This is a genomic window from Gemella haemolysans ATCC 10379, from assembly GCF_000173915.1.
In the GTDB taxonomy this organism is placed as follows: domain Bacteria; phylum Bacillota; class Bacilli; order Staphylococcales; family Gemellaceae; genus Gemella; species Gemella haemolysans.
Window position 1 is genome coordinate 603,844 of the sequence record NZ_ACDZ02000014.1, and the last position, 22,363, is coordinate 626,206.

Annotated in this window: 17 protein-coding genes; 4 read left to right on the forward strand and 13 right to left on the reverse strand. The window is 31.9% G+C overall.

What is annotated here, in order from left to right:
- Window position 1 precedes the first annotated feature (1 nt).
- The 9 genes from purH to GEMHA0001_RS08475 all read right to left on the reverse strand — a co-directional run bounded on the left by purH (window position 2) and on the right by GEMHA0001_RS08475 (window position 12,100).
- On the reverse strand, window positions 2-1,522 hold the full coding sequence (gene purH / locus GEMHA0001_RS08435) for a bifunctional phosphoribosylaminoimidazolecarboxamide formyltransferase/IMP cyclohydrolase (RefSeq protein WP_003145598.1): 1,521 nt from the start codon (window positions 1,520-1,522) through the stop codon (window positions 2-4).
- Entirely contained in the window at window positions 1,519-2,082 is a 564-nt protein-coding gene (purN, locus tag GEMHA0001_RS08440) for a phosphoribosylglycinamide formyltransferase (protein ID WP_003144900.1), read from the reverse strand. Before purN ends, purH begins: the two co-directional genes overlap by 4 nt.
- Complete coding sequence (gene purM / locus GEMHA0001_RS08445; RefSeq protein WP_003145037.1) at window positions 2,079-3,083, reverse strand: phosphoribosylformylglycinamidine cyclo-ligase; 1,005 nt, start codon at window positions 3,081-3,083, stop codon at window positions 2,079-2,081. Before purM ends, purN begins: the two co-directional genes overlap by 4 nt.
- The gene (gene purF, locus GEMHA0001_RS08450) at window positions 3,083-4,534 is read right to left on the reverse strand and encodes an amidophosphoribosyltransferase (protein WP_003145005.1); all 1,452 of its coding nucleotides are present in this window, start codon (window positions 4,532-4,534) and stop codon (window positions 3,083-3,085) included. The genes purM and purF overlap by 1 nt, the downstream gene beginning before the upstream one ends.
- A complete protein-coding gene (gene purC, locus GEMHA0001_RS08455) occupies window positions 4,527-5,228 on the reverse strand; it encodes a phosphoribosylaminoimidazolesuccinocarboxamide synthase (protein ID WP_003145112.1) in 702 nt (233 codons plus the stop codon). The genes purF and purC overlap by 8 nt, the downstream gene beginning before the upstream one ends.
- Entirely contained in the window at window positions 5,228-8,905 is a 3,678-nt protein-coding gene (locus GEMHA0001_RS08460; protein WP_003145197.1) for a phosphoribosylformylglycinamidine synthase, read from the reverse strand. The genes purC and GEMHA0001_RS08460 overlap by 1 nt, the downstream gene beginning before the upstream one ends.
- On the reverse strand, window positions 8,898-9,941 hold the full coding sequence (locus GEMHA0001_RS08465) for a 5-(carboxyamino)imidazole ribonucleotide synthase (protein ID WP_003145311.1): 1,044 nt from the start codon (window positions 9,939-9,941) through the stop codon (window positions 8,898-8,900). Before GEMHA0001_RS08465 ends, GEMHA0001_RS08460 begins: the two co-directional genes overlap by 8 nt.
- The gene (gene purE, locus GEMHA0001_RS08470; RefSeq protein WP_003145430.1) at window positions 9,938-10,414 is read right to left on the reverse strand and encodes a 5-(carboxyamino)imidazole ribonucleotide mutase; all 477 of its coding nucleotides are present in this window, start codon (window positions 10,412-10,414) and stop codon (window positions 9,938-9,940) included. The genes GEMHA0001_RS08465 and purE overlap by 4 nt, the downstream gene beginning before the upstream one ends.
- Before the next feature lie 312 nt (window positions 10,415-10,726).
- A complete protein-coding gene (locus GEMHA0001_RS08475) occupies window positions 10,727-12,100 on the reverse strand; it encodes a glycine--tRNA ligase (RefSeq protein WP_003145078.1) in 1,374 nt (457 codons plus the stop codon).
- A 426-nt stretch (window positions 12,101-12,526) separates the two neighbouring features.
- Here GEMHA0001_RS08475 and GEMHA0001_RS08480 point away from each other — a divergent pair, with 426 nt between their 5' ends.
- The 3 genes from GEMHA0001_RS08480 to GEMHA0001_RS08495 all read left to right on the forward strand — a co-directional run bounded on the left by GEMHA0001_RS08480 (window position 12,527) and on the right by GEMHA0001_RS08495 (window position 15,813).
- Window positions 12,527-13,219, forward strand: coding sequence for a CPBP family intramembrane glutamic endopeptidase (locus tag GEMHA0001_RS08480; RefSeq protein ID WP_003144879.1), 693 nt, complete (start codon window positions 12,527-12,529; stop codon window positions 13,217-13,219).
- Between the two features lie 9 nt (window positions 13,220-13,228).
- Window positions 13,229-14,386 (forward strand): MFS transporter, encoded by a 1,158-nt coding sequence (locus GEMHA0001_RS08485; RefSeq protein ID WP_003145004.1) that lies wholly within the window; start codon window positions 13,229-13,231, stop codon window positions 14,384-14,386.
- Window positions 14,387-14,464: 78 nt separating this feature from the next.
- Window positions 14,465-15,813, forward strand: a protein-coding gene (locus GEMHA0001_RS08495) for an IS3 family transposase (RefSeq protein ID WP_224207469.1) whose coding sequence is annotated in 2 segments (ribosomal slippage) — window positions 14,465-14,954 and window positions 14,954-15,813 — 1,350 coding nt in all. Because the reading frame shifts where the segments join, the coding sequence is not laid out codon by codon here.
- A 329-nt stretch (window positions 15,814-16,142) separates the two neighbouring features.
- Here GEMHA0001_RS08495 and GEMHA0001_RS08500 read toward each other — a convergent pair.
- The 4 genes from GEMHA0001_RS08500 to GEMHA0001_RS08515 all read right to left on the reverse strand — a co-directional run bounded on the left by GEMHA0001_RS08500 (window position 16,143) and on the right by GEMHA0001_RS08515 (window position 20,060).
- Window positions 16,143-16,511: a hypothetical protein gene (locus tag GEMHA0001_RS08500; RefSeq protein WP_003145140.1), complete on the reverse strand. Its 369-nt coding sequence runs from the start codon at window positions 16,509-16,511 to the stop codon at window positions 16,143-16,145.
- Window positions 16,512-16,810: 299 nt separating this feature from the next.
- Window positions 16,811-17,845 carry a M42 family metallopeptidase gene (locus GEMHA0001_RS08505; RefSeq protein ID WP_003145503.1) on the reverse strand — a complete coding sequence of 345 codons (1,035 nt, stop codon included), beginning with the start codon at window positions 17,843-17,845 and terminating at the stop codon, window positions 16,811-16,813.
- An 82-nt stretch (window positions 17,846-17,927) separates the two neighbouring features.
- A complete protein-coding gene (fba, locus tag GEMHA0001_RS08510; RefSeq protein WP_003145332.1) occupies window positions 17,928-18,794 on the reverse strand; it encodes a class II fructose-1,6-bisphosphate aldolase in 867 nt (288 codons plus the stop codon).
- Window positions 18,795-19,160: 366 nt separating this feature from the next.
- Window positions 19,161-20,060, reverse strand: a complete 900-nt coding sequence (locus tag GEMHA0001_RS08515) for an RluA family pseudouridine synthase (RefSeq protein ID WP_003145673.1) — start codon at window positions 20,058-20,060, stop codon at window positions 19,161-19,163.
- A 273-nt stretch (window positions 20,061-20,333) separates the two neighbouring features.
- On the opposite strand from GEMHA0001_RS08515, the gene uvrB reads away from it, so the two are divergent.
- Entirely contained in the window at window positions 20,334-22,334 is a 2,001-nt protein-coding gene (gene uvrB / locus GEMHA0001_RS08520; protein ID WP_003145444.1) for an excinuclease ABC subunit UvrB, read from the forward strand.
- Window positions 22,335-22,363: the final 29 nt, after the last annotated feature.

Here is a 22,363-nt window from a genome sequence, read left to right on the forward strand (position 1 = left end):
ATTAGTGTTTAAAGTGGCGTATTTTACTGAAGACCATCGCCACACCTTTCTCATTACATGCATCTATACTTTCTTGATCTCGTATAGAACCACCTGGTTGCACTATCGCAGAAATACCATAATCTGCTGCAATATCAGCACTATCTCTCATTGGGAAGAATGCATCAGAAGCTAGCACCGCACCTTTTGCTTTTTCCCCTGCTTGTTCTAAAGCTATTTTACATGAACCTACTCTATTCATCTGACCAGCACCGATTCCTAAAGTTTGCCCACCTTTTACTACAACTATTGCGTTTGATTTAACGTGTTTTACTACTTTTAAGCCAAACTCAATATCTCTTTGTTGACTTTCATCTACTTTCTTTTCAGTTACACTTTCATATTCATCTGCTAGTTTATCGTTAAAATCTTGTACTAAGATTCCACCGCGAACACTTTTAATTTGTTGTTCATGATTATTATTTTTTTCTGACAGTTTATAAATACGTAGATTTTTTTTCTTAGTTAATATCTCTAACGCTTCTTCATCATAATCTGTAGCTAGTATAATTTCTAAGAAAATATTATGCATTTTTTCAGCAGTTTCTTTATCTACTTTGCCATTTACTGCAACGATTCCTCCGAAAATTGATACAGGATCCGCTTCGTAAGCTCTACTATATGCCTCAAATACAGAATTTCCTGTCGCTACACCACATGGATTCATATGTTTAACAGCAACACATGTAGTCTCATCAAACTCTGAAAGAATATCTAAAGCTGCAGAAGCATCTTGAATATTATTGTATGACATTTCCTTACCATGAAGTTGCACAGCATTTTGCAAAGCATAACTTTCATTATTATCTTGTACGTAGTGATAAGCTTTTTGATGAGGATTCTCCCCATAACGAAGACTATCTTGAAGTTTATAAGATAATGTTAATTTTTCAGGTATAAGATTATCTTTTTTATTAAAATAATTCGCAATAGCAGTATCATAACTAGCTGTAGTATTAAATACTTTTATAGCTAAAGCGCGACGTGTTTCATACGTTATACCACCTTGTTCAAGTTCTTCTAGAACTTTTTCATAGTCATTGATATCAGTAACTACCGTTACGTCGTTGAAGTTTTTAGCTGCACTTCTTAGCATACTAGGACCACCAATATCAATATTTTCGATAATTTCCTCTTCACTAACTCCTTCTTTTTTCACAGTAGCTTCAAATGGATATAAGTTTACACAAACTAAGTCAATATACTCAATGTTATTTTCAGCTACGTGTTTATTATGAAGTTCATTACCACGTTTTGAAAGTAGTCCTCCATGAATTTTAGGATGAAGTGTTTTTACGCGCCCCTCTAAAATTTCTGGAAAATGCGTAACATCTTCGATACTAATACAACTTACTCCATTATTTTTTAAATGAGTATAAGTTCCACCTGTACTAATAACTTCAAAACCATGTTTTTCTAAACCTTTTGCAAATTCTACAATATTTGTTTTATCACTTACACTTATTAACGCTCTTTTTGTCATAGTGCCTCCTCAACTAACTTCAATATTACTTCTGGATATAATTTATGTTCTAGTTTATGTACTTTTTCAGTAACAGTCTCTATAGTATCTTCATCTGAAACTTTAAATGATCTTTGAGCAATTACTTTTCCACCATCAAGTTCTTCATTTACATAATGGATACTAATTCCTATTTCTTTCTCGCCTGCATTAAACGCTTGTTCAATAGCATCTTTACCTTTAAATTTTGGTAATAATGATGGATGTAAATTTAGAATTGTCTTTTTATATCTATCTAAGAAATACGGTGAAATAATTCTCATATATCCTGCTAAAAATATATATTCTAAATCTTTAACTTTCTCAAAAATTACACTTTCATATGCTTCTTTTGATTCAAAATCTTTTGCAGAGAATATAAATACCTTAATATTTCTATCATGTGCTTTTCTAATAACTGCTGCATCTTTTCTGTCGCACACTAATAGCTCAATTGATATTTTATCTTTTAATCTTTCATCATCTGCTATTTTTTCGAAATTACTTCCTGTTCCTGATGCAAATATTGCTACTTTCTTCATACTATTTCTATTCCACTTTCCTCTGTTACTTCTCCAAGGACAAATGCATTATCAATTAATGATAAAGTTTTATCTACGTCTTCCTTGTTTACTATTAATACCATACCTACACCCATATTAAAGATATGATACATTTCTTCTTCATCGATTTTACCTTTTTCTTGTAGGTACTTAAATATCTCAGGTACTTCATATGAGCTTTTATCAATCTTCATACCTAGTCCATCTTTTAGAGCACGAGGTAAATTCTCATGGAAACCTCCTCCGGTAATATGTGCTATTCCTGCTACTTTAACCTCTTCCAATACTTTAAGTACTTCTTTTACATAGATTTTAGTAGGTGTTAATAAAGTTTTTCCTACTGTAGTTCCGTTAAATTCTTCGTTTAAACCAATGTTATTATCTTTTAAAATTTTTCTTACTAATGAGAAGCCATTAGAATGTACTCCACTTGATGGAAGTCCAATTACTATTTGACCTGATTTTGTGTTTTCTGTACTTAGTAATAACTCCTTCTCCTGAGCTCCTACACAGAATCCTGCGATATCGTATTCTCCGTCTTCATAAAATCCTGCCATCTCAGCAGTCTCACCACCTACTATAGCACATCCTGCTTGAACACAACCTTCAGCAACACCTTCAACTATTGCTTCTACTTGTTCAGGGTAGTTTTTACCTACTGCTAGATAATCTAGGAAAAATAATGGAATCGCACCTTGAGCAAGTATATCATTAGCACACATCGCTACTACATCGATACCGATAGTATTATGAATATCTAATTCAAATGCAAGTTTTAATTTTGTACCTACACCGTCAGTACCACTAACTAATACAGGATTTTTAAAGTTATAACTACTAAGGTCGAACGCTCCCCCAAAACCACCAATAGCTGACATCATACCAAGATTTTTAGTACGAGCTACGTGTTTTTTAATACGTTCTACACTCTCATAACCTGCTTGTAGACTTACACCACTTTCTTCATACTTTTTACTCATTACATTCTACCTCTCTCTTTTAGAAATTGTTTTTGAATATCTGTCATTGAATTAACGTAGCTTTCTTCATAATCATATAGTCCTGCTGAGTAATCTCCGTTATAGCACTCCATACATAAGCCCGAATAAGGTGCATCATAGTTTAAACCAATAGAATCTATTAATCCTTGTTCACTTAAGAATCCTAGTGAATCCGCTCCGATAATTTCACAAATTTCTTCATTTGTTTTATTAGCTGAGATAAGTTCTTCTGTAGTAGAAATATCTATTCCATAAAAACTTGGGAACATAAGTGGTGGACAAGCTATTCTTACGTGCACTTCTCTAGCCCCCGCTTCTTTTAACATCTTCACTATTCTTTTACATGTAGTACCTCGAACGATAGAATCATCAACTAGAACGATGCTCTTACCTTGAACAACACCTCTTACTGGTGAAAGCTTCATTCTCACTCCTTGTTCACGAAGTTCCTGCGTTGGCTGAATAAATGTACGAGCTACATATTGATTTTTAATTAATCCCATTTCATATGGAAGTCCACTTTCTTCTGCATAACCACTTGCTGCTGATAAAGATGAGTTAGGCACCCCAATTACCATATCAGCATCAGGTGTAGGTTGCTCTTTAGCAAGTGCACGTCCTGTTCTTTTTCTAGCACTATGAACGTTAATTCCAGCAATATTAGAATCAGGTCTAGCAAAGTAAACATATTCCATCGCAGCTATTGCTACTTGTGTATCTTCAGTATATTTCTCAATTCTAATACCTTCATCATTAATAGATACTAACTCACCTGCACCTACATTACAAACAAACTCAGCACCTACAATATCCAATGCGCATGTTTCACTAGCAGTTACATATGCACCATTTTTCATCTTACCTATAGCTAAAGGTCTAAAGCTATTTGGATCTACTGCTCCATAAAGAGTATTTTCAGTTAAGACTAGATATGTAAATCCACCTTTTATAATATTCAAACTTTCTTTAAGTTGTTCTTTAAAAGTTTCTTTTTTACTTCTTCTAATAAGATGAATAAGTACTTCAGTATCAGAAGAAGAGTGGAAAATTGCACCTTGTTGTTCTAATTCTTTTCTTAAAGTTTTGGCATTAATTAAGTTACCATTGTGACAAATACCTACACTTATATCATAGAAATGAAACAGAAATGGCTGGATATTTTGAATACTATTACTTCCGCTAGTCGCATATCTAACATGTCCAATTGCACTTTCTCCAATAAGTCTTTCTAATTTTTCTTTATCACGAAACACCTCAGAAACCAAACCAAGATCACGATGTCCTCTTAGTTTAGTACCTTCTTTAGAAACTATTCCAGCTCCTTCTTGACCTCTATGTTGCAAACTATGTAAACCAAAGTATGTCACATTACTAGCTTCCGGATGTCCCCAAATACCAAATACTCCACATTCTTCATTAAGACTACACATTTTTTAATCTCCTTAAAACTTCTTCATAAGCTTCCATTACAGAACCTAAATCTCTTCTAAATCTATCTTTATCTAATTTTTCATTTGTATCCTTATCCCAAAGTCGACATGTATCCGGAGAAATTTCATCGGCAAGAATTATTTCACCATCTTTAGTTTTTCCGAATTCAATTTTGAAATCAACAAGTACTAAGTTTGCATCTAAGTACAATTTTTGTAATAGTTCATTGATTTTTAAGGCTTGACTTCTGATATTTTCTAACTCTTCTTCAGTAACTATTTCTAATGCCACCGCATGATTGTTGTTGATTAAAGGGTCATTTAATTCATCATTTTTATAACTTAACTCAAAGACTGGTTTTTTTAATTTTTTTCCTTCTTCAAGTCCATATTTTTTCGCCATAGACCCTGCTACTATATTTCGTACAATTACTTCTAAAGGAATAATAGTTACATGTTTACAGATTTGATCTGTTTCATTAACCTTTCTAATAAAGTGTGTTTTTACACCTTGTTTTTCTAAGTATTCGAATATTAATGAAGTAATTGTATTATTAAATACCCCTTTACCTTCAAATTCTTCTTTTTTCACACCGTTAAAGGCTGTAGCACTATTTTTATAATGCACATATATTTCATCATTGTTTTCACATTCAAACAGTTGTTTAGCTTTTCCTTCGTATAAAAGTTTCATTATTTTTTTCCCCCTTTGAAGTAATTCACTCCATTTTTGAATATATCTTGTTTAACTTTTATTGTATTTGTTTTATATAATGTAGCTCCGTATCTTTCGCTGTGTCCCATTTTTCCTAGAATAAGTCCATCTTCACTAACTAATCCTTCAGTAGCTAGAACTGAACCATTAGGATTGAAACGACCATTTAATGTAGCATTACCGTCGAAATCACTATATTGGAAAGCTACAAGATGTTTAAATTTGTTAATATTAAGCCCTACTACTTTACCTTCACCATGGCTGAACACTACTTCGTGTTGATCTCCAATATTAAAATCTTGTAACCAAGGTGAGTTTGTGTTAGCTACACGAGTAAAGGCTGTAGTAGAAATATGTTCGTAACTATCATTTCTATAAAGTGTTAAGTCATCTTCAGCTAACTCTCTAACTTCTCCATATGGTAATAATCCTGATTTAAGCAATGCTTGGAATCCATTACACACTCCTAAGATTAATTTTTTCTGAGAAAGGTGTTTATGAATTGCATCTTTAACTTTTTCATTTTTTAAGAAGTTAACAATGTATTTAGCACTTCCATCTGGTTCATCCCCACTTGAGAATCCACCAGGGAACATAATGATATGAGATTTTTCAATAGCTTTTGTGAATTCTTCTATCGATTGTTCAATATCATTTTCACGAGTATTTCTAATAACTACTGTAATAGGTGTAGCTCCAGCTTCTAAGAATGCTTTTTCACTATCGTACTCACAGTTTGTACCAGGGAATACTGGAATAACTACTTTTACGTCTTCTACAAATTCAGGATAATATTTTTTCTCTTTATATTCTGTATGAAGATTTTCAACATTACCTTTATCTTCATTTTGATATAATGGATAAACTTTATTAAGTGTTTTTGTATATGCTTCATAAATATCTTTATGCATAAACACTTCATTATTAATTATAATTCTTTCACTAACTTTTCCTAGTTTTTCAAACGGTAATTCATCCGTTGCTTCTACTACAAGAGATGCTGGATCAAAGTTAAGAATATTTTCTTTTTCAACTTCAAAACCAAGATCATTACCAAGTGACATTTTAACTAATGAAGCGGCAATGCTTCCTTCTTCTTGGACATATGCAGATACTATCTTACCTTCTTTAATATACTTATGAACAAGTTCATAATTTTCTAAAGTTTTCTTAATATCCGGGTATCCTTTTTCATCTTTTTCTACAGGAACATAGTATAATCTATTGCCAACTTTTTTCAGTTCAGGAGTTATTACATCAGCAATTTTTACAGGAGTACAAGCGAATGAAATTAATGTTTCAACTACATTTAAGTCATTGAAAGTACCTGACATACTGTCTTTACCACCAATACTTGGTCTACCAATTTCTTTTTGAGCATAAATACTTCCTAGTAAACTTTGAGTAACTTTACCCCATTTAGTACTATCAGTACCTAGTTTTTCGAAGTATTCTTGGAATGAGAAGTACAAACTATCTTTATTTCCACCAACTGCGTAAACTTTAGCCACTGATTCTAACACCGCATAAATAGATGATAGGAATGGTGAGTAGTAAGAAATCTTTGGGATAAATCCATAAGTTAAGATTGTCGCTGTATCACTTGTTGTATGTAACGTTGGTAATGCTTGAACACTCGCTTGAACTGGTGTAAGTTTATGTTTCCCAGCAAAAGGCATAAGCACTGTAGTTACACCAATTGAAGAATCGAATTTTTGTGCAAGTCCTTTTTGACAAGTTACATTTAATTCCCCTAACTCGCTTAAGATATTTTCACGAGTCACTTCCTTATTTAAGAATGGATTAGTTGCAGTATTATCTTTCATCGTTACTGATGATCTTTGACGAACACCACTAGTTTCTAAGAAATCAGCACTCATATCAACAACTTTCTCATCATTGTAATACATTTCTAATCTACGTCTATTAGTTATCGTAGCAACATGAGCGTATTCAATATTTTCTTTTTCACATTCACGAATAAATGTCTCATAATGTTTTTTATCTATCGCTACTGCCATACGTTCCTGAGATTCACTCGTAGCTAGTTCTGTCGCATTTAATCCTTGATATTTAGTAAGAACTTTTTCTAAATGAATTTCAATACCGTCAGAAAGTTCACCAATAGCTACACACACACCACCAGCACCGAAGTCATTACATTTTTTAATAAGTCGTGTAACTTCTGGTTTTCTAAATAAACGTTGTAACTTACGTTCTTCAGGCGCATTACCTTTTTGAACTTGGCTAGACATAGTATTTAATGAATCGTTAGTATGTTCTACACTTGAACCACTCGCACCTTGAATACCATCACGACCAGTTCTACCACCTATCATTACAACGATATCACCATCGACAAGAGTTTCACGTTTGTAATCTCCATCCTTAACAGCTCCGACTACAGCACCAACTTCCATATGTTTAGCTACATAGCTATCATCATATAATTCACGAACAAAAGTAGTCGCAAGCCCAATTTGGTTACCGTATGATGAATTACCGTGTGCAGTTCCTTTAGCTATATCTACTTGGGGTAGTTTGTGTTTTAAAGTATCTTCACGTTTTTGTAATACATTACCACTTCCTGAAATACGCATAGCTTGATATACGTAACTACGTCCTGATAGTGGGTCTCTAATAGCTCCCCCTATACAAGTACTAGCTCCCCCGAATGGTTCGATTTCACTTGGGTGATTATGTGTTTCATTTTTGAATTGGATTAACCAACGTTCTTTTTCACCATTATTTTCTATAGTAGTAAAGAATGAACATGCATTAATTTCTTCACTTACTTCAATATTTTCATCTTTTAATACTTTTACATGGTATTTACCGATAATACTCGCCATATCCATAAGCGTGATAGGTTTATCATTACGATCAAGTTCACTACGGACGTTCAAGTAATAATCAAATGCGTCTTGCATCTCTTTTTGGAAAAGTTCTGACTCAATTTTAACTTCATCCAACACAGTTTCAAATGTAGTGTGTCGGCAGTGGTCACTCCAGTAACAATCTAATACATAGATTTCAGTTTCAGTTGGTACGCGACCTTCTTTTTTGAAGTAGTCTTGGATAAATACTAAGTCTTCAATATTCATCGCTAGAGAAAATTCTTTTTTAAGGTCAAGTAACGCATCTTTGTCAAACTCTAAAAATCCAGCTAAGTCTTTTAGTGGTTTTGGAGTAGAATCTAGTGTAAAGTCAAGAATTGATAAATCTTTTTTACGAGCTTCTATAGGATTTACTAAGTAACTTTCAACAAGTTTTAATTGTTCATCTGTTAATTCTTTATTAAAAAGAACTAGCTTACCACTTCGTACAGTTGCTTTACTCTTTGAGTTAAGCAATCTTATGCTTTCTTTTGCGCTATCAGCTCTTTGATCGTATTGAGCAGGTAATACTTCATAAGCAAAGTACTTTCCATCATTAAGCTCAATATCTTCAAACACTTCATCGACAACAATCTCAGAAAACACAGAAGTTTTAGCTAGTTCATAAGTTTCTTCATCAATATTAAAGACATCATAAATTACATACAACTCTACAGAGTCAAGACCTAGATTAAACTCTAAGTTCAGGTTATCTCTTAGCTGTAATTCTTCTTTATTATATCCATTACGTTTCTTTACAAAAATTCGTTTATTAGTCATGTTCTCCTCCTAAAATTACATCACCGTAAAAATTAATATGTCCTATTTTTCTATCTTGTCGTGGTTCTTTTTCATATAAGTGTAAGTAACCACCATTATTTTTATACACATCTATATAATAATCTAAGTCTTGACCTAGGATATTATATAATGTCGTTTCTTTATTTTCTATCTTACCGACTTTCAAGCCGCAAATAGCTTCAATATGAGCTCTAAATTGACTCTTAGTAGCACTTTGCATCGTTATATGTCCCGAATTGTGAACTCGTGGTGCTATTTCATTAAAAATAACCTTACCTTCACTTATAAAAAACTCAACAGTAAGTACTCCGTAATAGTCAAAATTACTAAGAATTCTTTTCGTATACTCTATAGCTAAATTCTCTTGTTCTTTAGTTGCTGTAGTAGGAACTTTCGAGCGATATAGAATATTATTTCTATGTTCATTTTCTACAACTGCAACGATATTTACCTCGTCCTTATCTTTAACCGCTACTACCGAAATTTCTTTATCAAGTTTAACGAACTCTTCTAGTAACGTTTGTGGTTCTACTTCTTCACTAGAGCTTATTTTTTTCTGACCTTTTCCATCATAACCAAAACGCACGGTTTTCATTAAATATGGTTTTGTTATTTCTACATTTGTATCTTCTTCAACATATATATAGTCTACCGTTGGAATATCTAGTTTTCTAGCAAATTCTTTTTCATAATATCTATGTTGAGTAGTTCTCAGCACTTCTGCACTTTGTACAATATTATACTTTTTCTCTAGTTTTTCTAAAGAAGCGGCATCTATATTCTCAAATTCAAAAGTGATGACATCACTCAATGAACACAACTTTTCTACACTTTCGAAATCATTAAACTCCGCTTGAATAAAAACATCACTAAAAATCTTCGCACAACATCTATCGCTAGGATCTAGAACAGCAATTTTATAACCCATCTCCTTAGCACTCATTGCAAGCATTCTCCCTAGTTGACCACCACCGATTATTCCAATAGTTTTTCCTGGTAAAATTGTCTTAATCATAGTTTCATCTCTTCCAATACTATTCTTTCTTGTTCTTTTTTAAATCGTTCGTACTTAGCAGCATACTTTTCATTAGTAATTCCCAGTATTGATAATGCACTAATAGCAGCATTTTTTGCGCCAGCTACTCCAATCGCCATAGTTAAGACCGGAACACCTGCAGGCATCTGAACTATCGAATACAATGAGTCAACTCCACTAAGAACACTCGATTTAATCGGAACTCCAATAACTGGTAATGTCGTCATAGAAGCAACCATACCCGGAAGATGTGCCGCTCCTCCCGCCGCCGCTATAATTAAAGAGTAACCATTACTTCTCGCATTCTTCGAAAATTCAACTAAAAGATCAGGTGTTCTATGCGCACTTACTACTTTTTTATCAAAAGGAATTTCAAATTCTTCTAACAACTTACAAGTTTCTTCCATCGTTGTATAATCCGACTTCGAACCCATAATTACCACAACTTTCATACTTTAAGCTCCTTTTTTATTTTAAATGTACGTTTTTTTATAATTTATTTGCATTAAATATTTTTATCGTACGTCTACATTTCAAATTATACTACTTGTTTAAATATTTATCAAGTATAAACACGATAAAAATCGGATATTTTTAATTTTTTTATAAACAATATCAAAGATTTTATGAACTTTTCCTCTTATATACTTATTTACATCGATAATTTACATAAGAAAATACAGACATTACATTTAAATCTTTTTATTTTTATCCTTAAATAGACATAAAAAACACCCAGAACTAACGTTCCGAGTGTTCATTAATTAGAATTTAATTTTTTCTTCGATATATTGTTTTAATTCAGTGATTGGAATACGAGTTTGTTCCATAGTATCTCTATCACGAACAGTTACCATTCCATCGTTTTCAGACTCGAAGTCATAAGTAATACAGAAAGGAGTACCAACTTCATCTTGTCTTCTATATCTCTTACCAATTGATCCAGTTTCATCGAAATCAACCATAAAGTCCACAGCTAATTGTTGATATACTTCAACAGCTTTATCACTTAATTTTTTAGAAAGTGGTAAGATAGCTGCTTTGTATGGAGCTAATGCTGGGTGGAATTTAAGAACTGTACGAGTATCATTTTCCCCAACTTCTTCTTCGTTGTATGCATCACATAAGAATGCTAGAAGAACACGGTCAACCCCTACAGATGGTTCAATACAATATGGGATGAATTTTTCATTTGTACTTAAGTCTTGATAAGTTAGATCTTGACCAGAGTGTTCCATATGTTGTTTTAAGTCGTAATCTGTTCTTGAAGCAATACCCCAAAGTTCTCCCCAACCAAATGGGAATTTGAACTCTATATCTGTAGTTGCATTAGAATAGTGTGATAATTCTTCTTTGTCGTGGTCACGTAAACGGATATTTTCTTTAGTCATACCTAAGTCTAGTAAGAATTTTTCACAGTTATTTTTCCATGTAGTGTGCCAATCTAATTCTGTTCCTGGTTCACAGAAGAATTCTAATTCCATTTGCTCAAATTCACGAGTACGGAAGATGAAGTTACCTGGTGTAATTTCGTTACGGAATGATTTACCAATTTGTCCAATACCAAATGGTAATTTTTTACGCATACTACGTTGAACATTTTTGAAGTTTACGAAGATACCTTGCGCAGTTTCTGGACGTAGGTAAATTTGGCTTGTAGAATTTTCTACTACACCTTGGTTAGTCTTGAACATAAGGTTAAATTGACGAATATTAGTGTAGTCATGGCTACCACATTCAGGACATTTAATATTTTCACGATCAATAATAGCTTCTAATTCTTCGAATGGAAGACCATCAACTACTACATCTTCATTTTTTTCATTGAAGTAGTATTCTTCGATAAGTTTGTCAGCACGAAGACGTGATTTACACACTTTACAGTCCATCATAGGGTCACTGAAGTTACCTACGTGTCCTGAAGCTTCCCATGTACGTGGGTTCATGAAGATTGCAGCATCTAACCCTACGTTATATGGTGATTCTTGAATAAATTTTTTCCACCATGCTTTTTTTACGTTATTTTTTAATTCAATTCCTAATGGACCGTAATCCCAAGTATTAGCTAATCCACCATAGATTTCTGATCCTTGAAATACGAATCCTCTATTTTTTGCAAGAGATAAAATTTTCTCCATAGTTTGTTTCCTCCTAGTTATTAAAATATAAAAAAGCCCTAGATATGCCGTAGCACATCTAGGGACGAAATAATTTCCGCGGTTCCACCCTGATTAGTAAAAACTCAACTTTATTAATATTAAATTGTATTTAATGCCAATATTGTTGCTGAACTTTCACCATCATCAGCTCGCTTATTACTATTTTATTCTAACATTAATATGAAAAACTTTCAAGAGAAATTACAAAAATTATTCAGAAAACATGTAGTGTTACAATTGATATTAAAGAAAATATTTAAGATAGAAGTTTATACCTCATAGAATTTCTTTAATTTTGCGATAGCATTTACTATTACTGATAACGCTTTTTTAAAACACTAATTGTTGTATGTCTAAATTATAGATGTTATAATAAATAGTAATAAAATAATTTAAGGAGGGTTTATGAGAATTTCATTTACTCGTGGTAATGTAAGCCACTTACTACTTAGTGGATTTATATATATACTAGCAGTATTTATACTTCCACTACAACTCCCTCGAAATATTAGCGTTGATAATCGAGTTAGTATTGTTCTAGTTTTATCTATAACTGCTACATTTATTCTAAGTATACTTGCTATAAAGAATAAAAATGATATAGATAGACAAAAGAGTACATATAACCTTATTACAGTAATCGCAATTGGAATTATTGGATTTGTTTCAATGATGTTATTACAAGGTTTCATCAATGGTTTATTAGTATACCTATCAAACTTTTTTAATTTTGAGACTAAAAGTAAAAATACAAGTAATGTTGTTGAAATTATAAAAATGAAACCATACTTTATACTTTATGTTGCTGTACTTGGTCCGATTATGGAAGAACTATTCTTTAGAAAAGCTGTATTCGGATACTTCTACGATGCTATGATTGGAAGTAAAGATTGGATTAGATTTACTATTCCAGCGTTAATTACAGGTTTTATCTTTGCTCTACCTCATGATGGTATTTCTCCAATTATGGTTATTTATGTAGGTATGTCATTCGTATTTAGCTATCTATATCTTCACACAAGAAGTATACTTACACCGATTATTTCACATATTCTTATGAATAGTTTAGTTGTGTTAGTTCAAGTGTATTTTGCATAGGAGGTAAATATGTCATCAAAAACTTGGTTATCCACTAACTACTTTTTACAATTTTTAGTAACTGGGACGTTCTTACCATTCTGGATGGTTTATCTAACATCAGTAAAAAACCTAAGTGTCTTAGAAGCTAGTTCGATATTTTCAATGCTATTTATCGCAAGGGTTATAAGTGGTATATTTTTAAGTCCATATTTAATAAAAAAATATAATATTGATATTACTTTAAAACTATCCGTAGGAATCGGATTAATTCTTGCAGTGAGTTACGGATTTACTAATGAAAAGATAGTACTTGGATTAATTACATTTTTATTCGGTATGATTTACTTCATGGTAAGTCCCCTAGTCGAAGGACTAGCGTCATTATTTTTACGTGAAGAAAATATAGACTACGGAAAAGCTAGAACATACGGTTCATTAGGATTCACAGTAATCGGTATAATTATCGGTGGAATCTTAAGTTATGTTGGTAACGAAGCTTTATATTACATACTAATATTTTTAGTTGCATTATATTTAGTATTCATGTTCTTACCACAACCTAAACTAGTAAAAAATCTGAGTTTCGAAGAACCGAAGACGAATAAAGAAAAAGAAAGTTTATACAGTTGGGTCTTAAAAGATAGAAATGCAATTTTACTTATTATTACTGTGTTTCTATACCAACTTTCACATACTGCATATAATAATTATAATGCATTATATTTAGAAAGTATGAATATATCAGCTAAGTGGCTTTCTGGTGTTATTCTTAACGTATCAGTTATTGCGGAAATAATATTCTTTATCTTCTCTAAAAGATTAGTTAAAAGAATCAAACCAAAAAATCTAATGATCTTCGCTGGTGTTTGTGCAATTATTCGTTGGGGAGCATTAGCTATGTTCCATAACATTTATGTGTTTACAATAATGCAGACATTTCATGCGATTACATTCGCGGTTGCACATATAGCTTTCATCTTGATTTTAAATAAAGATTACAACAATAAAGAAATAATAGACATGCAAAATCTATATACAGCGATATGTTTCCAATTAAGTATGGCTGTTGGATTATATATCATGGGTGCTCTTTGGGATATTAGTACTTCATACGTATTCTATGCATCAGCAATCATCGCAGCTATAGGAACTCTTGTTGCAATGAGATTAAAAGAAACTAGATAACAATAAAAAACAACCTTAAAATATCAGAATTAGGTAATAGCCCCCAAAATTTGGACAAATTTTGGAGGGCTATTTATTATGAAATTAACAGATGAAACTAAGATAGAAATGTATAGACTTAAGAAAGAAGGATGCTCATATAAAGAACTATCTAAAAAGTTTAAAATTAATACTAGTACTGTAAAGTATATAATCAGATTAGCTGATTTACATGGTGAAACAATACTAATTAAAGGGAAAAATAATTACTATCCAGCAGAATTAAAACTACATATAATCAATGAAGTTTTAATATTAGGGAATTCTATATCAGCTACTTCATTAAAGTACGCATTACCAAATCATGGTTTACTATGTAATTGGATTTCAAAATTTAAAGAAAACGAGTATAATATACTAGAGAAACCGAAAGGAAGACCTAGTAAAATGAAAAAAAATAATAAAAATATTGAAAACAAAGAATTATCAAAAGTTGAACAATTAGAGAAAGAACTTGAGTACTTACGAGCAGAAAATGCAGTTTTAAAAAAGTTGAGGGAGATAAGGTTAAAACAATCTCAAACGAAGAAAAAACAAAAATAGTAGAAGAATTAAAGGAAACACATAGATTAAACATACTATTGAAGATTTTAGGCTTATCTCGTTCATCATATTATTATACAAAAACTAAAGAAGACAAAGATAAAAAAAATAAAAATATAGAAGAAGCTATTCTATTTATTCAAGAAAAGAACAAATATAGATATGGTTATAGAAGAATAACATTAGAACTTAGAAATATGGGATTTATAGTAAATCATAAAAAAGTTTTAAGACTAACGAGAAAACTAGGTGTATTATCATTCGTAAGACCTACTAGAAAATACAACTCATATAAAGGAGAAATTGGAAAAATCGCAGATAATATAATAGCTAGAGATTTCTTCGCCTCAGAACCATTAAAGAAATGTTATACAGATGTAACTCAATTCAAGATTGGAGAGGATAGAGTTTATTTAGCACCTATAATTGATGGATATAATGCGGAGATAATAGCTTATAATATTTCATTCTCACCTAATATGGAACAACAGTATGAAATGTTATCGCAACTTCAAGATAATAGGTACGAAGGCATGATACTACATAGTGATCAAGGTTGGCAATATCAACATATTACATATAGACAAATCCTTAAAGCAAAAGGAATTAAACAATCAATGTCTAGAAAGGGAACATCGGCAGATAATGCATTTATGGAATCCTTCTTTGGAGTTTTAAAATCTGAGATGTATTACGGATTCGAAGATACTTTTAAGAATAAATATGAATTAAAAGAAGCCATTATAGATTATATAAAGTATTATAATGAAGAGAGAATAAAATTGAACTTAGGTGGATTAAGTCCTATAACTTACAGAAGAATTAATAGAAACAAATATAAATAAAAAGAAACTTTCATTCCCCTTTACAGTTTAGATTTTCCTCCTATTTAGTCAAGGACAAGGGCTACGCCTTTTAAAAAATCCTTAACTAAATAGTTCAAAAAATCTTTAATAACTGTAAGGAATGAAAGTCACTAAAAGTAATAAAATTTACTGACTTTAAAGTTTAAAATACTAAACAAAAATAACTTAATATTTTGTCCAAGTTTTTGGGTGCAGTACCTTAATCTGAATTTTAAGGTTGTTTTCTTAATTATATTAAGACATGTATTCTTACATAAAATAAAAAAAGGAGTTTGAAGTCAAACATCCTTTTTTATTTATTATCAGTATTATTTTACTGCGTGAGTTTTTGGTAAAACTTTTTTAACTGGTTTAGCTGGAGCTGGTTTAGCTGGTTTTTGTAAATCTGAAAGTTTGAATTCAGGTTTTTCATTTACTAATGAAGTACCTTTTTCTGCATAAGGTGCTTTTTCGTGTACTAGTCCAGTACCATTTACTCCACCTTTGAATTCTACTTTTGCATCTCCTACTTCTGGTGTTCCTTTAGCAGTTACAGCTGGAAGCTCTTCAGTTGATCCATCAGGATTAACTTTAAGGAATGGTTTTTCTACTACTGGTGCTTCTTCAACAGCGTTAGCTACTGATAATGGTAATACTGCAACAGCTGCTGCTGCTACTAAAAATTTGTTTAATTTCATAATAAAACAATCTCCTTTTTTAAAATTAATTTATACACTAATTATATAGATATAAATATATATTGTCAATAGAATTTATAAATTTTTTAAAGTTTTTATAGTTTTTTTAACTTTTATTAATACAACATATGACATTCCACCTTAAGTTTAAACCCTAATATATGTATAGACCAGTGTTTAAAAACAAATCTTTTTACGATACTTAACAAAATTTATCTAAACATTAAGAAAGTAAAATTAATATAAACTTATATATAATTTATATATTTTATTAAATCATCTATTATTCTTTATAGTCACTATACTAACGTACTTCGTAAATAAGCATTAACTAATTTTTGAGTTTGTTCTACTGAATCAATATGTGTTCTTTCATAAGAGTGGCTTGATTCTATACCAGCCCCTAGCAGTGCGTGTTTCACCTCCGCTCCTGCTCTCATCGCAGCTGATGCATCACTACCATAATATGGATAAATATCTAATTTATATTGAATATCATTATCTTTTGCTAATTGTACTAGATGATTGCGGAATTCATAGTTATATGGACCACTCGCATCCTTCACACAGATAGATACTGTATATTCATCAGTTTGTTGGTCATCACCCATTGCACCCATATCTACCGCAAGGTATTCTACTGCTTCTTTAGGAAGATTTGAGTTAGCTCCATGCCCTACTTCTTCAAACACACTGAACATAAAGTGTGTTGTATTTGGAAGTTCAAGATTTTCTTCTTTATATATTCTTAATAAATCTAGTAAGATAGCTGCACTTACTTTGTCATCTAGAAATCTACTCTTAATGAATCCTGTATCTGTAATGGTAGTTCTAGGATCAAAACTTATAAAATCACCTACATCTATTCCAAGATTACGTGTTTCTTTTTCGTTTCTTACCTTTGCATCTAGCCTTACTTCCATATTATCTTCAGTACGTTCTGCTGTTCCTGCATCTTTATATACATGAGTACTAGTTTGATGAATTAAGATAGTACCACTAACAGTTTTTCCTGTACTTGCTACATGAACAAGACAGTTTTCACCTTCTATCATATTCCATGGATAACCACCGATTTTAGCCATTTTTAAGCGACCATCTGCTTTAACACCACGTACCATCGCACCTAATGTATCTACATGTGCAGTTACTACACGATGTTTAGTATCGTCCTTACCTTTAACTATTACATTTACCCCACCTTTGTTAGTTCGAATAGGTTTATATCCTAATCTTTCTAGTTCTTCCACTAGGTAGTCTGCGACTTCTCTTGTGAAACCTGTTGGTGAAGGAATACTAGTAAGTTTTTTTAAATAATCTATTGTTTGTTGCATAGGGATGCTCCTTTACCTATAAATATATAAAAAACAAAAGACCCATGCAAAGCATGAGCCTTTTTATAAAATTGCGTAGTTATTATGCTTTGTTTCTTGAACCGAAGATATCGATTTTTTCGTGAACCATAGCTTTAATAGCTTCAAATCCAGGGTTTAATAATTTACGAGGGTCAAAACCTTTAGGTTTTTGATCTCCACCTTCTTCAATGTATTTACGTGTAGCTTCAGCAAACGCTAATTGACATTCAGTGTTAACGTTAACTTTAGATACTCCTAGAGAGATAGCTTTTTGGATTTGGTCAGTTGGGATACCTGAACCACCGTGCAATACTAATGGAATTCCACCTGTGATGTTAGAAATTTTTTCTAATGTTTCAAAGCTTAATCCAGCCCAGTTTTCTGGGTATTTACCGTGGATGTTACCAATACCTGCTGCTAAGAAGTCAATTCCTAAGTCAGCCATTGTTTTACATTCGTTTGGATCAGCTAATTCACCAGAACCGATAACTCCATCTTCTTCTCCACCGATTGAACCAACTTCACACTCGATTGATAATCCTTTAGAGTGTGCTAAAGCGATCATTTCTTTAGATTTAGCAATATTTTCTTCGAATGGATAGTGAGATCCATCGAACATTACTGAACTAAATCCAGCTGCGATAGCTTTTTGAGTTCCTTCGTATGAACCGTGGTCTAAGTGTAATGCAACAGGAACTGTGATTTTCATTTCTTCAACCATAGCTGCAACCATAGCTGCAACAGTTCTGAAACCAGTCATGTATTTAACTGCTCCTTCACTTACACCTAAGATAACTGGACTTTTTGCTTCTTCACAAGCTTCTAAAATAGCTTTTGTCCACTCTAAGTTATTGATGTTGAAATGCCCTACTGCATATCCTTCTTCTCTTGCTTTTACAAGCATGTCTTTTGCTGGTACTAAAACCATGTTATTTGTCCTCCTTAAATAACTACTAATATATATATTATAATACTACACTTTTTAGAAAAAATAAACTATTTTATTCAATAATTTTCAATTATGTATGTTATTAACAAATTTCTTATATATTAATTCCTCTATTCTATGGCATTACAAGGTTTCAGTGATAACGTATACAAGATTAATTTAATAGTTTTCTTATTTTTTTATTCTATATTTACGTTAATCTTTTTTCTAAAATTTTTATTTTTTTAATTTTTGAAAAAATAATATTTACATTATAAATCTATAATAATACAGAATTAACTTTAAAAAATCACCTCAAAGTTGGCAACAATTACCAACATTTGAAGTGATATGTTATAAAATATTCTATTTATCTAATTTAGACATTGTTTCAACCATATATTCTGGTATTTCTGTTTCAAAGTATAGGTGTTCACCTGTAATTGGATGATTGAATTCAATACTTTTCGAATGAAGTGCCTGTCCATTTGTATTTAAAGTTTTTCTTGGACCATATACTGGATCCCCTACTAATGGGTGGTTAATATATTTCATGTGTACCCTAATTTGGTGAGTACGTCCAGTTTCTAATTCACATTCAATAAGAGTATATTTCTCAAATCTGTCTATAACCTTAAAGTGTGTAATAGATGGTTTACCTTCATCAATAATAGCCATTTCTTTGCGTTCTTTTGGATTACGAGCAATCGGTGCATCAATAGTCCCATAGTCGTGCTTAATACTTCCGTGTACTAGAGCGTAATATTTTCTCTTAACATCTTTATTCGCAATCATTTCTGATAATTTAACGTGTGCTTTATCATTTTTGGCAACGATTAGTAAACCTGATGTATCTTTATCTATTCTATGAACGATACCAGGTCTAATAGTACCGTTAATACTTGAAAGTTCACTGTGGAATAATAAAGCATTAACTAATGTTCCGTCTTTATGTCCTACAGATGGGTGAACAACCATACCCTTAGCTTTATTTACAATGATTAAATCATTATCTTCATAGACAATATCCACTGGGATATCTTGTTTTACTACGTCTAACTCTTCAGGTTCTTTGTAATCGATAGTAATAACATTACCTTCTTTTAACTTATAATTAGTTTTAATATTATTCCCATCTACTTTAATATAACCTTCAGAAATTAAGTTCTGGATATTTGTTCTAGAAACATCTGTTAATTCTTGTTGTAAAAATTTATCAATTCTCTCACTTTTCGGTGAAGTATATATAATTTTTTGTGTATCCATTACTTCCTCCTTTTTTCATACCTATATTATCTTAACATATACACTGAAAAAAACAAAATAAAATATAGTAGAAATATATAAAATATGATGTTTTATAAATTATTATCAACTTCATAAACACAAATTAGTAAATATTAAATAATTTCTTTCACTTCCCCTATTATTCTTTCTATATTATAATATTTAATGAAAGAATTAATTAACCTTTTGTGTGAGTTATTTTATTTTTACAACATTACTCACAATACTACTATTAAAAAAGGAGTGGATTTTTTGGAAATTAATAGATTACATGTTGATTTTGATCTTCAGAGTAAGTATGATCCTAAAGGCGATCAGATTAATGCGATTGCCGAACTTACGGAAGGTTTAAATAACGGAGAAAAATATCAAACATTACTTGGTGCTACTGGTACTGGTAAGACATTTACAATAGCTAACATAGTAAAAAATGTAGGAAAGCCTACCCTAGTTCTGGCTCATAATAAAACATTAGCTGGACAATTATACAATGAGCTTAAAGAATTTTTCCCGAATAACCGAGTTGAATACTTTGTTTCATACTATGACTACTTCCAACCAGAGGCATACGTTCCATCTACAGATACATATATAGAAAAAGATTCATCTGTGAATGATGAGATAGATAAACTACGACACAGTGCAACATCTTCATTATTCGATCGTGATGATGTTATTATCGTGTCGAGTGTTAGCTGTATATATGGTCTTGGTTCGCCAGAAGAATATTCATCGCTAGTACTATCTCTACGTGTTGGTGATGAAATTAGTAGAAATAAAATAATGGAAAAACTAATCAGTATTCAATATATGAGAAATGATATTGAATTTACTCGTGGTAACTTTAGAGTTCGAGGTGATGTTATTGAAATCTTCCCAGCTTCTCGTAGTGAAAACTCTGTCCGTATAGAGATGTTCGGTGACGAAATTGATCGTATTCGTGAAATTAATCCTTTGACTGGTGAAGTACTAAGTGAACTTGAACATATTGCAATATATCCTGCCAGTCACTTCGTTGCTGGTGATGAAAAAACTAAAGAAGCGATTAAGAGAATTCGAGCTGAACTAGAAGAAAGATTAAAAGTTCTAAATATGGAAAATAAACTTTTAGAAGCTCAACGTCTTGAACAACGTACTAACTATGACCTTGAAATGATGGAAGAAATGGGATTCTGTTCAGGGATAGAGAACTACTCTCTTCATCTTACACTTCGTGAACCTGGTAGTACTCCATACACACTACTAGATTACTTCCCAGATGATTGGCTACTAGTAGTTGATGAATCACACGTTACCCTTCCTCAGGTTCGTGGTATGTTCAACGGAGATAGAGCACGTAAACAAGTGCTTGTAGACTATGGATTCAGATTACCTACGGCTCTGGATAACAGACCTTTGAACTTCGAAGAATTCGAGAAAAAACTTAATCAAGCTATTTTCGTTTCAGCAACACCCGGGGACTTTGAGTTAGAAAACAGTACAAAGATTACTGAACAAATCATTCGTCCTACAGGTCTATTAGATCCAATTATCGATATTCGACCTGTTAGTGACCAAGTATTCGATATTACTAAGGAAGCTGAGAAGATTATAGCTAAAGGAGAACGTGTACTTATCACTACTCTAACAAAGAAAATGGCAGAGTCTCTGACAGCTTACCTGAAAGAAAATGGATTAAAAGTAGAATACTTACACTCTGATATTAAAACATTAGAACGAACAGAGATAATTAGAAATCTTCGACTTGGTAAATTCGATATACTAATAGGTATAAACTTACTACGTGAAGGTCTAGATATTCCTGAAGTATCGCTTGTTGCTATTTTGGATGCAGATAAAGAAGGATTTTTACGTGGAGATAAAGCCCTTCTTCAAACAATCGGACGTGCCGCACGTAATGCGAATGGTCGTGTAATAATGTATGCAGATAATATTACTCGAAGTATGAGAAAAGCGATTGATGAGACAAACCGTCGTCGTGAAATTCAAATGGCATATAACGAGGAACATGGTATTACCCCACAAACTATTATTAAGGATATTCGTGATTCTATCAGTGCTAAGAAAGAAGTCATTAACGATGAAGAAATTCTTGAACTTGAAGAAACTACAAATATCAACGATGATAATATTGAGGAACACTTAGCAGAATTAGAACAACAAATGTTCACTGCTGCAGAAAAATTTGAATTCGAACAAGCTGCAAAACTTCGTGATACTATCGCAGAACTAAAAGAGAAATATAAACTATAGAATATAAACTTATAGAAGTAACCCTATTA

Coding starts and splice junctions, on each gene's coding strand:
- purN (WP_003144900.1), bottom strand. CDS start 2,082: ATGAAGAAAGTAGCAATATTTGCATCAGGAACAGGAAGTAATTTCGAA.
- fba (WP_003145332.1), bottom strand. CDS start 18,794: ATGGTTTTAGTACCAGCAAAAGACATGCTTGTAAAAGCAAGAGAAGAA.
- GEMHA0001_RS08515 (WP_003145673.1), bottom strand. CDS start 20,060: ATGGATACACAAAAAATTATATATACTTCACCGAAAAGTGAGAGAATT.
- GEMHA0001_RS08485 (WP_003145004.1), top strand. CDS start 13,229: ATGTCATCAAAAACTTGGTTATCCACTAACTACTTTTTACAATTTTTA.
- purF (WP_003145005.1), bottom strand. CDS start 4,534: ATGTGTAGTCTTAATGAAGAATGTGGAGTATTTGGTATTTGGGGACAT.
- purH (WP_003145598.1), bottom strand. CDS start 1,522: ATGACAAAAAGAGCGTTAATAAGTGTAAGTGATAAAACAAATATTGTA.
- GEMHA0001_RS08500 (WP_003145140.1), bottom strand. CDS start 16,511: ATGAAATTAAACAAATTTTTAGTAGCAGCAGCAGCTGTTGCAGTATTA.
- purC (WP_003145112.1), bottom strand. CDS start 5,228: ATGAAACTTTTATACGAAGGAAAAGCTAAACAACTGTTTGAATGTGAA.
- GEMHA0001_RS08480 (WP_003144879.1), top strand. CDS start 12,527: ATGAGAATTTCATTTACTCGTGGTAATGTAAGCCACTTACTACTTAGT.
- purE (WP_003145430.1), bottom strand. CDS start 10,414: ATGAAAGTTGTGGTAATTATGGGTTCGAAGTCGGATTATACAACGATG.
- purM (WP_003145037.1), bottom strand. CDS start 3,083: ATGAGTAAAAAGTATGAAGAAAGTGGTGTAAGTCTACAAGCAGGTTAT.
- GEMHA0001_RS08475 (WP_003145078.1), bottom strand. CDS start 12,100: ATGGAGAAAATTTTATCTCTTGCAAAAAATAGAGGATTCGTATTTCAA.
- GEMHA0001_RS08505 (WP_003145503.1), bottom strand. CDS start 17,845: ATGCAACAAACAATAGATTATTTAAAAAAACTTACTAGTATTCCTTCA.
- GEMHA0001_RS08465 (WP_003145311.1), bottom strand. CDS start 9,941: ATGATTAAGACAATTTTACCAGGAAAAACTATTGGAATAATCGGTGGT.
- GEMHA0001_RS08460 (WP_003145197.1), bottom strand. CDS start 8,905: ATGACTAATAAACGAATTTTTGTAAAGAAACGTAATGGATATAATAAA.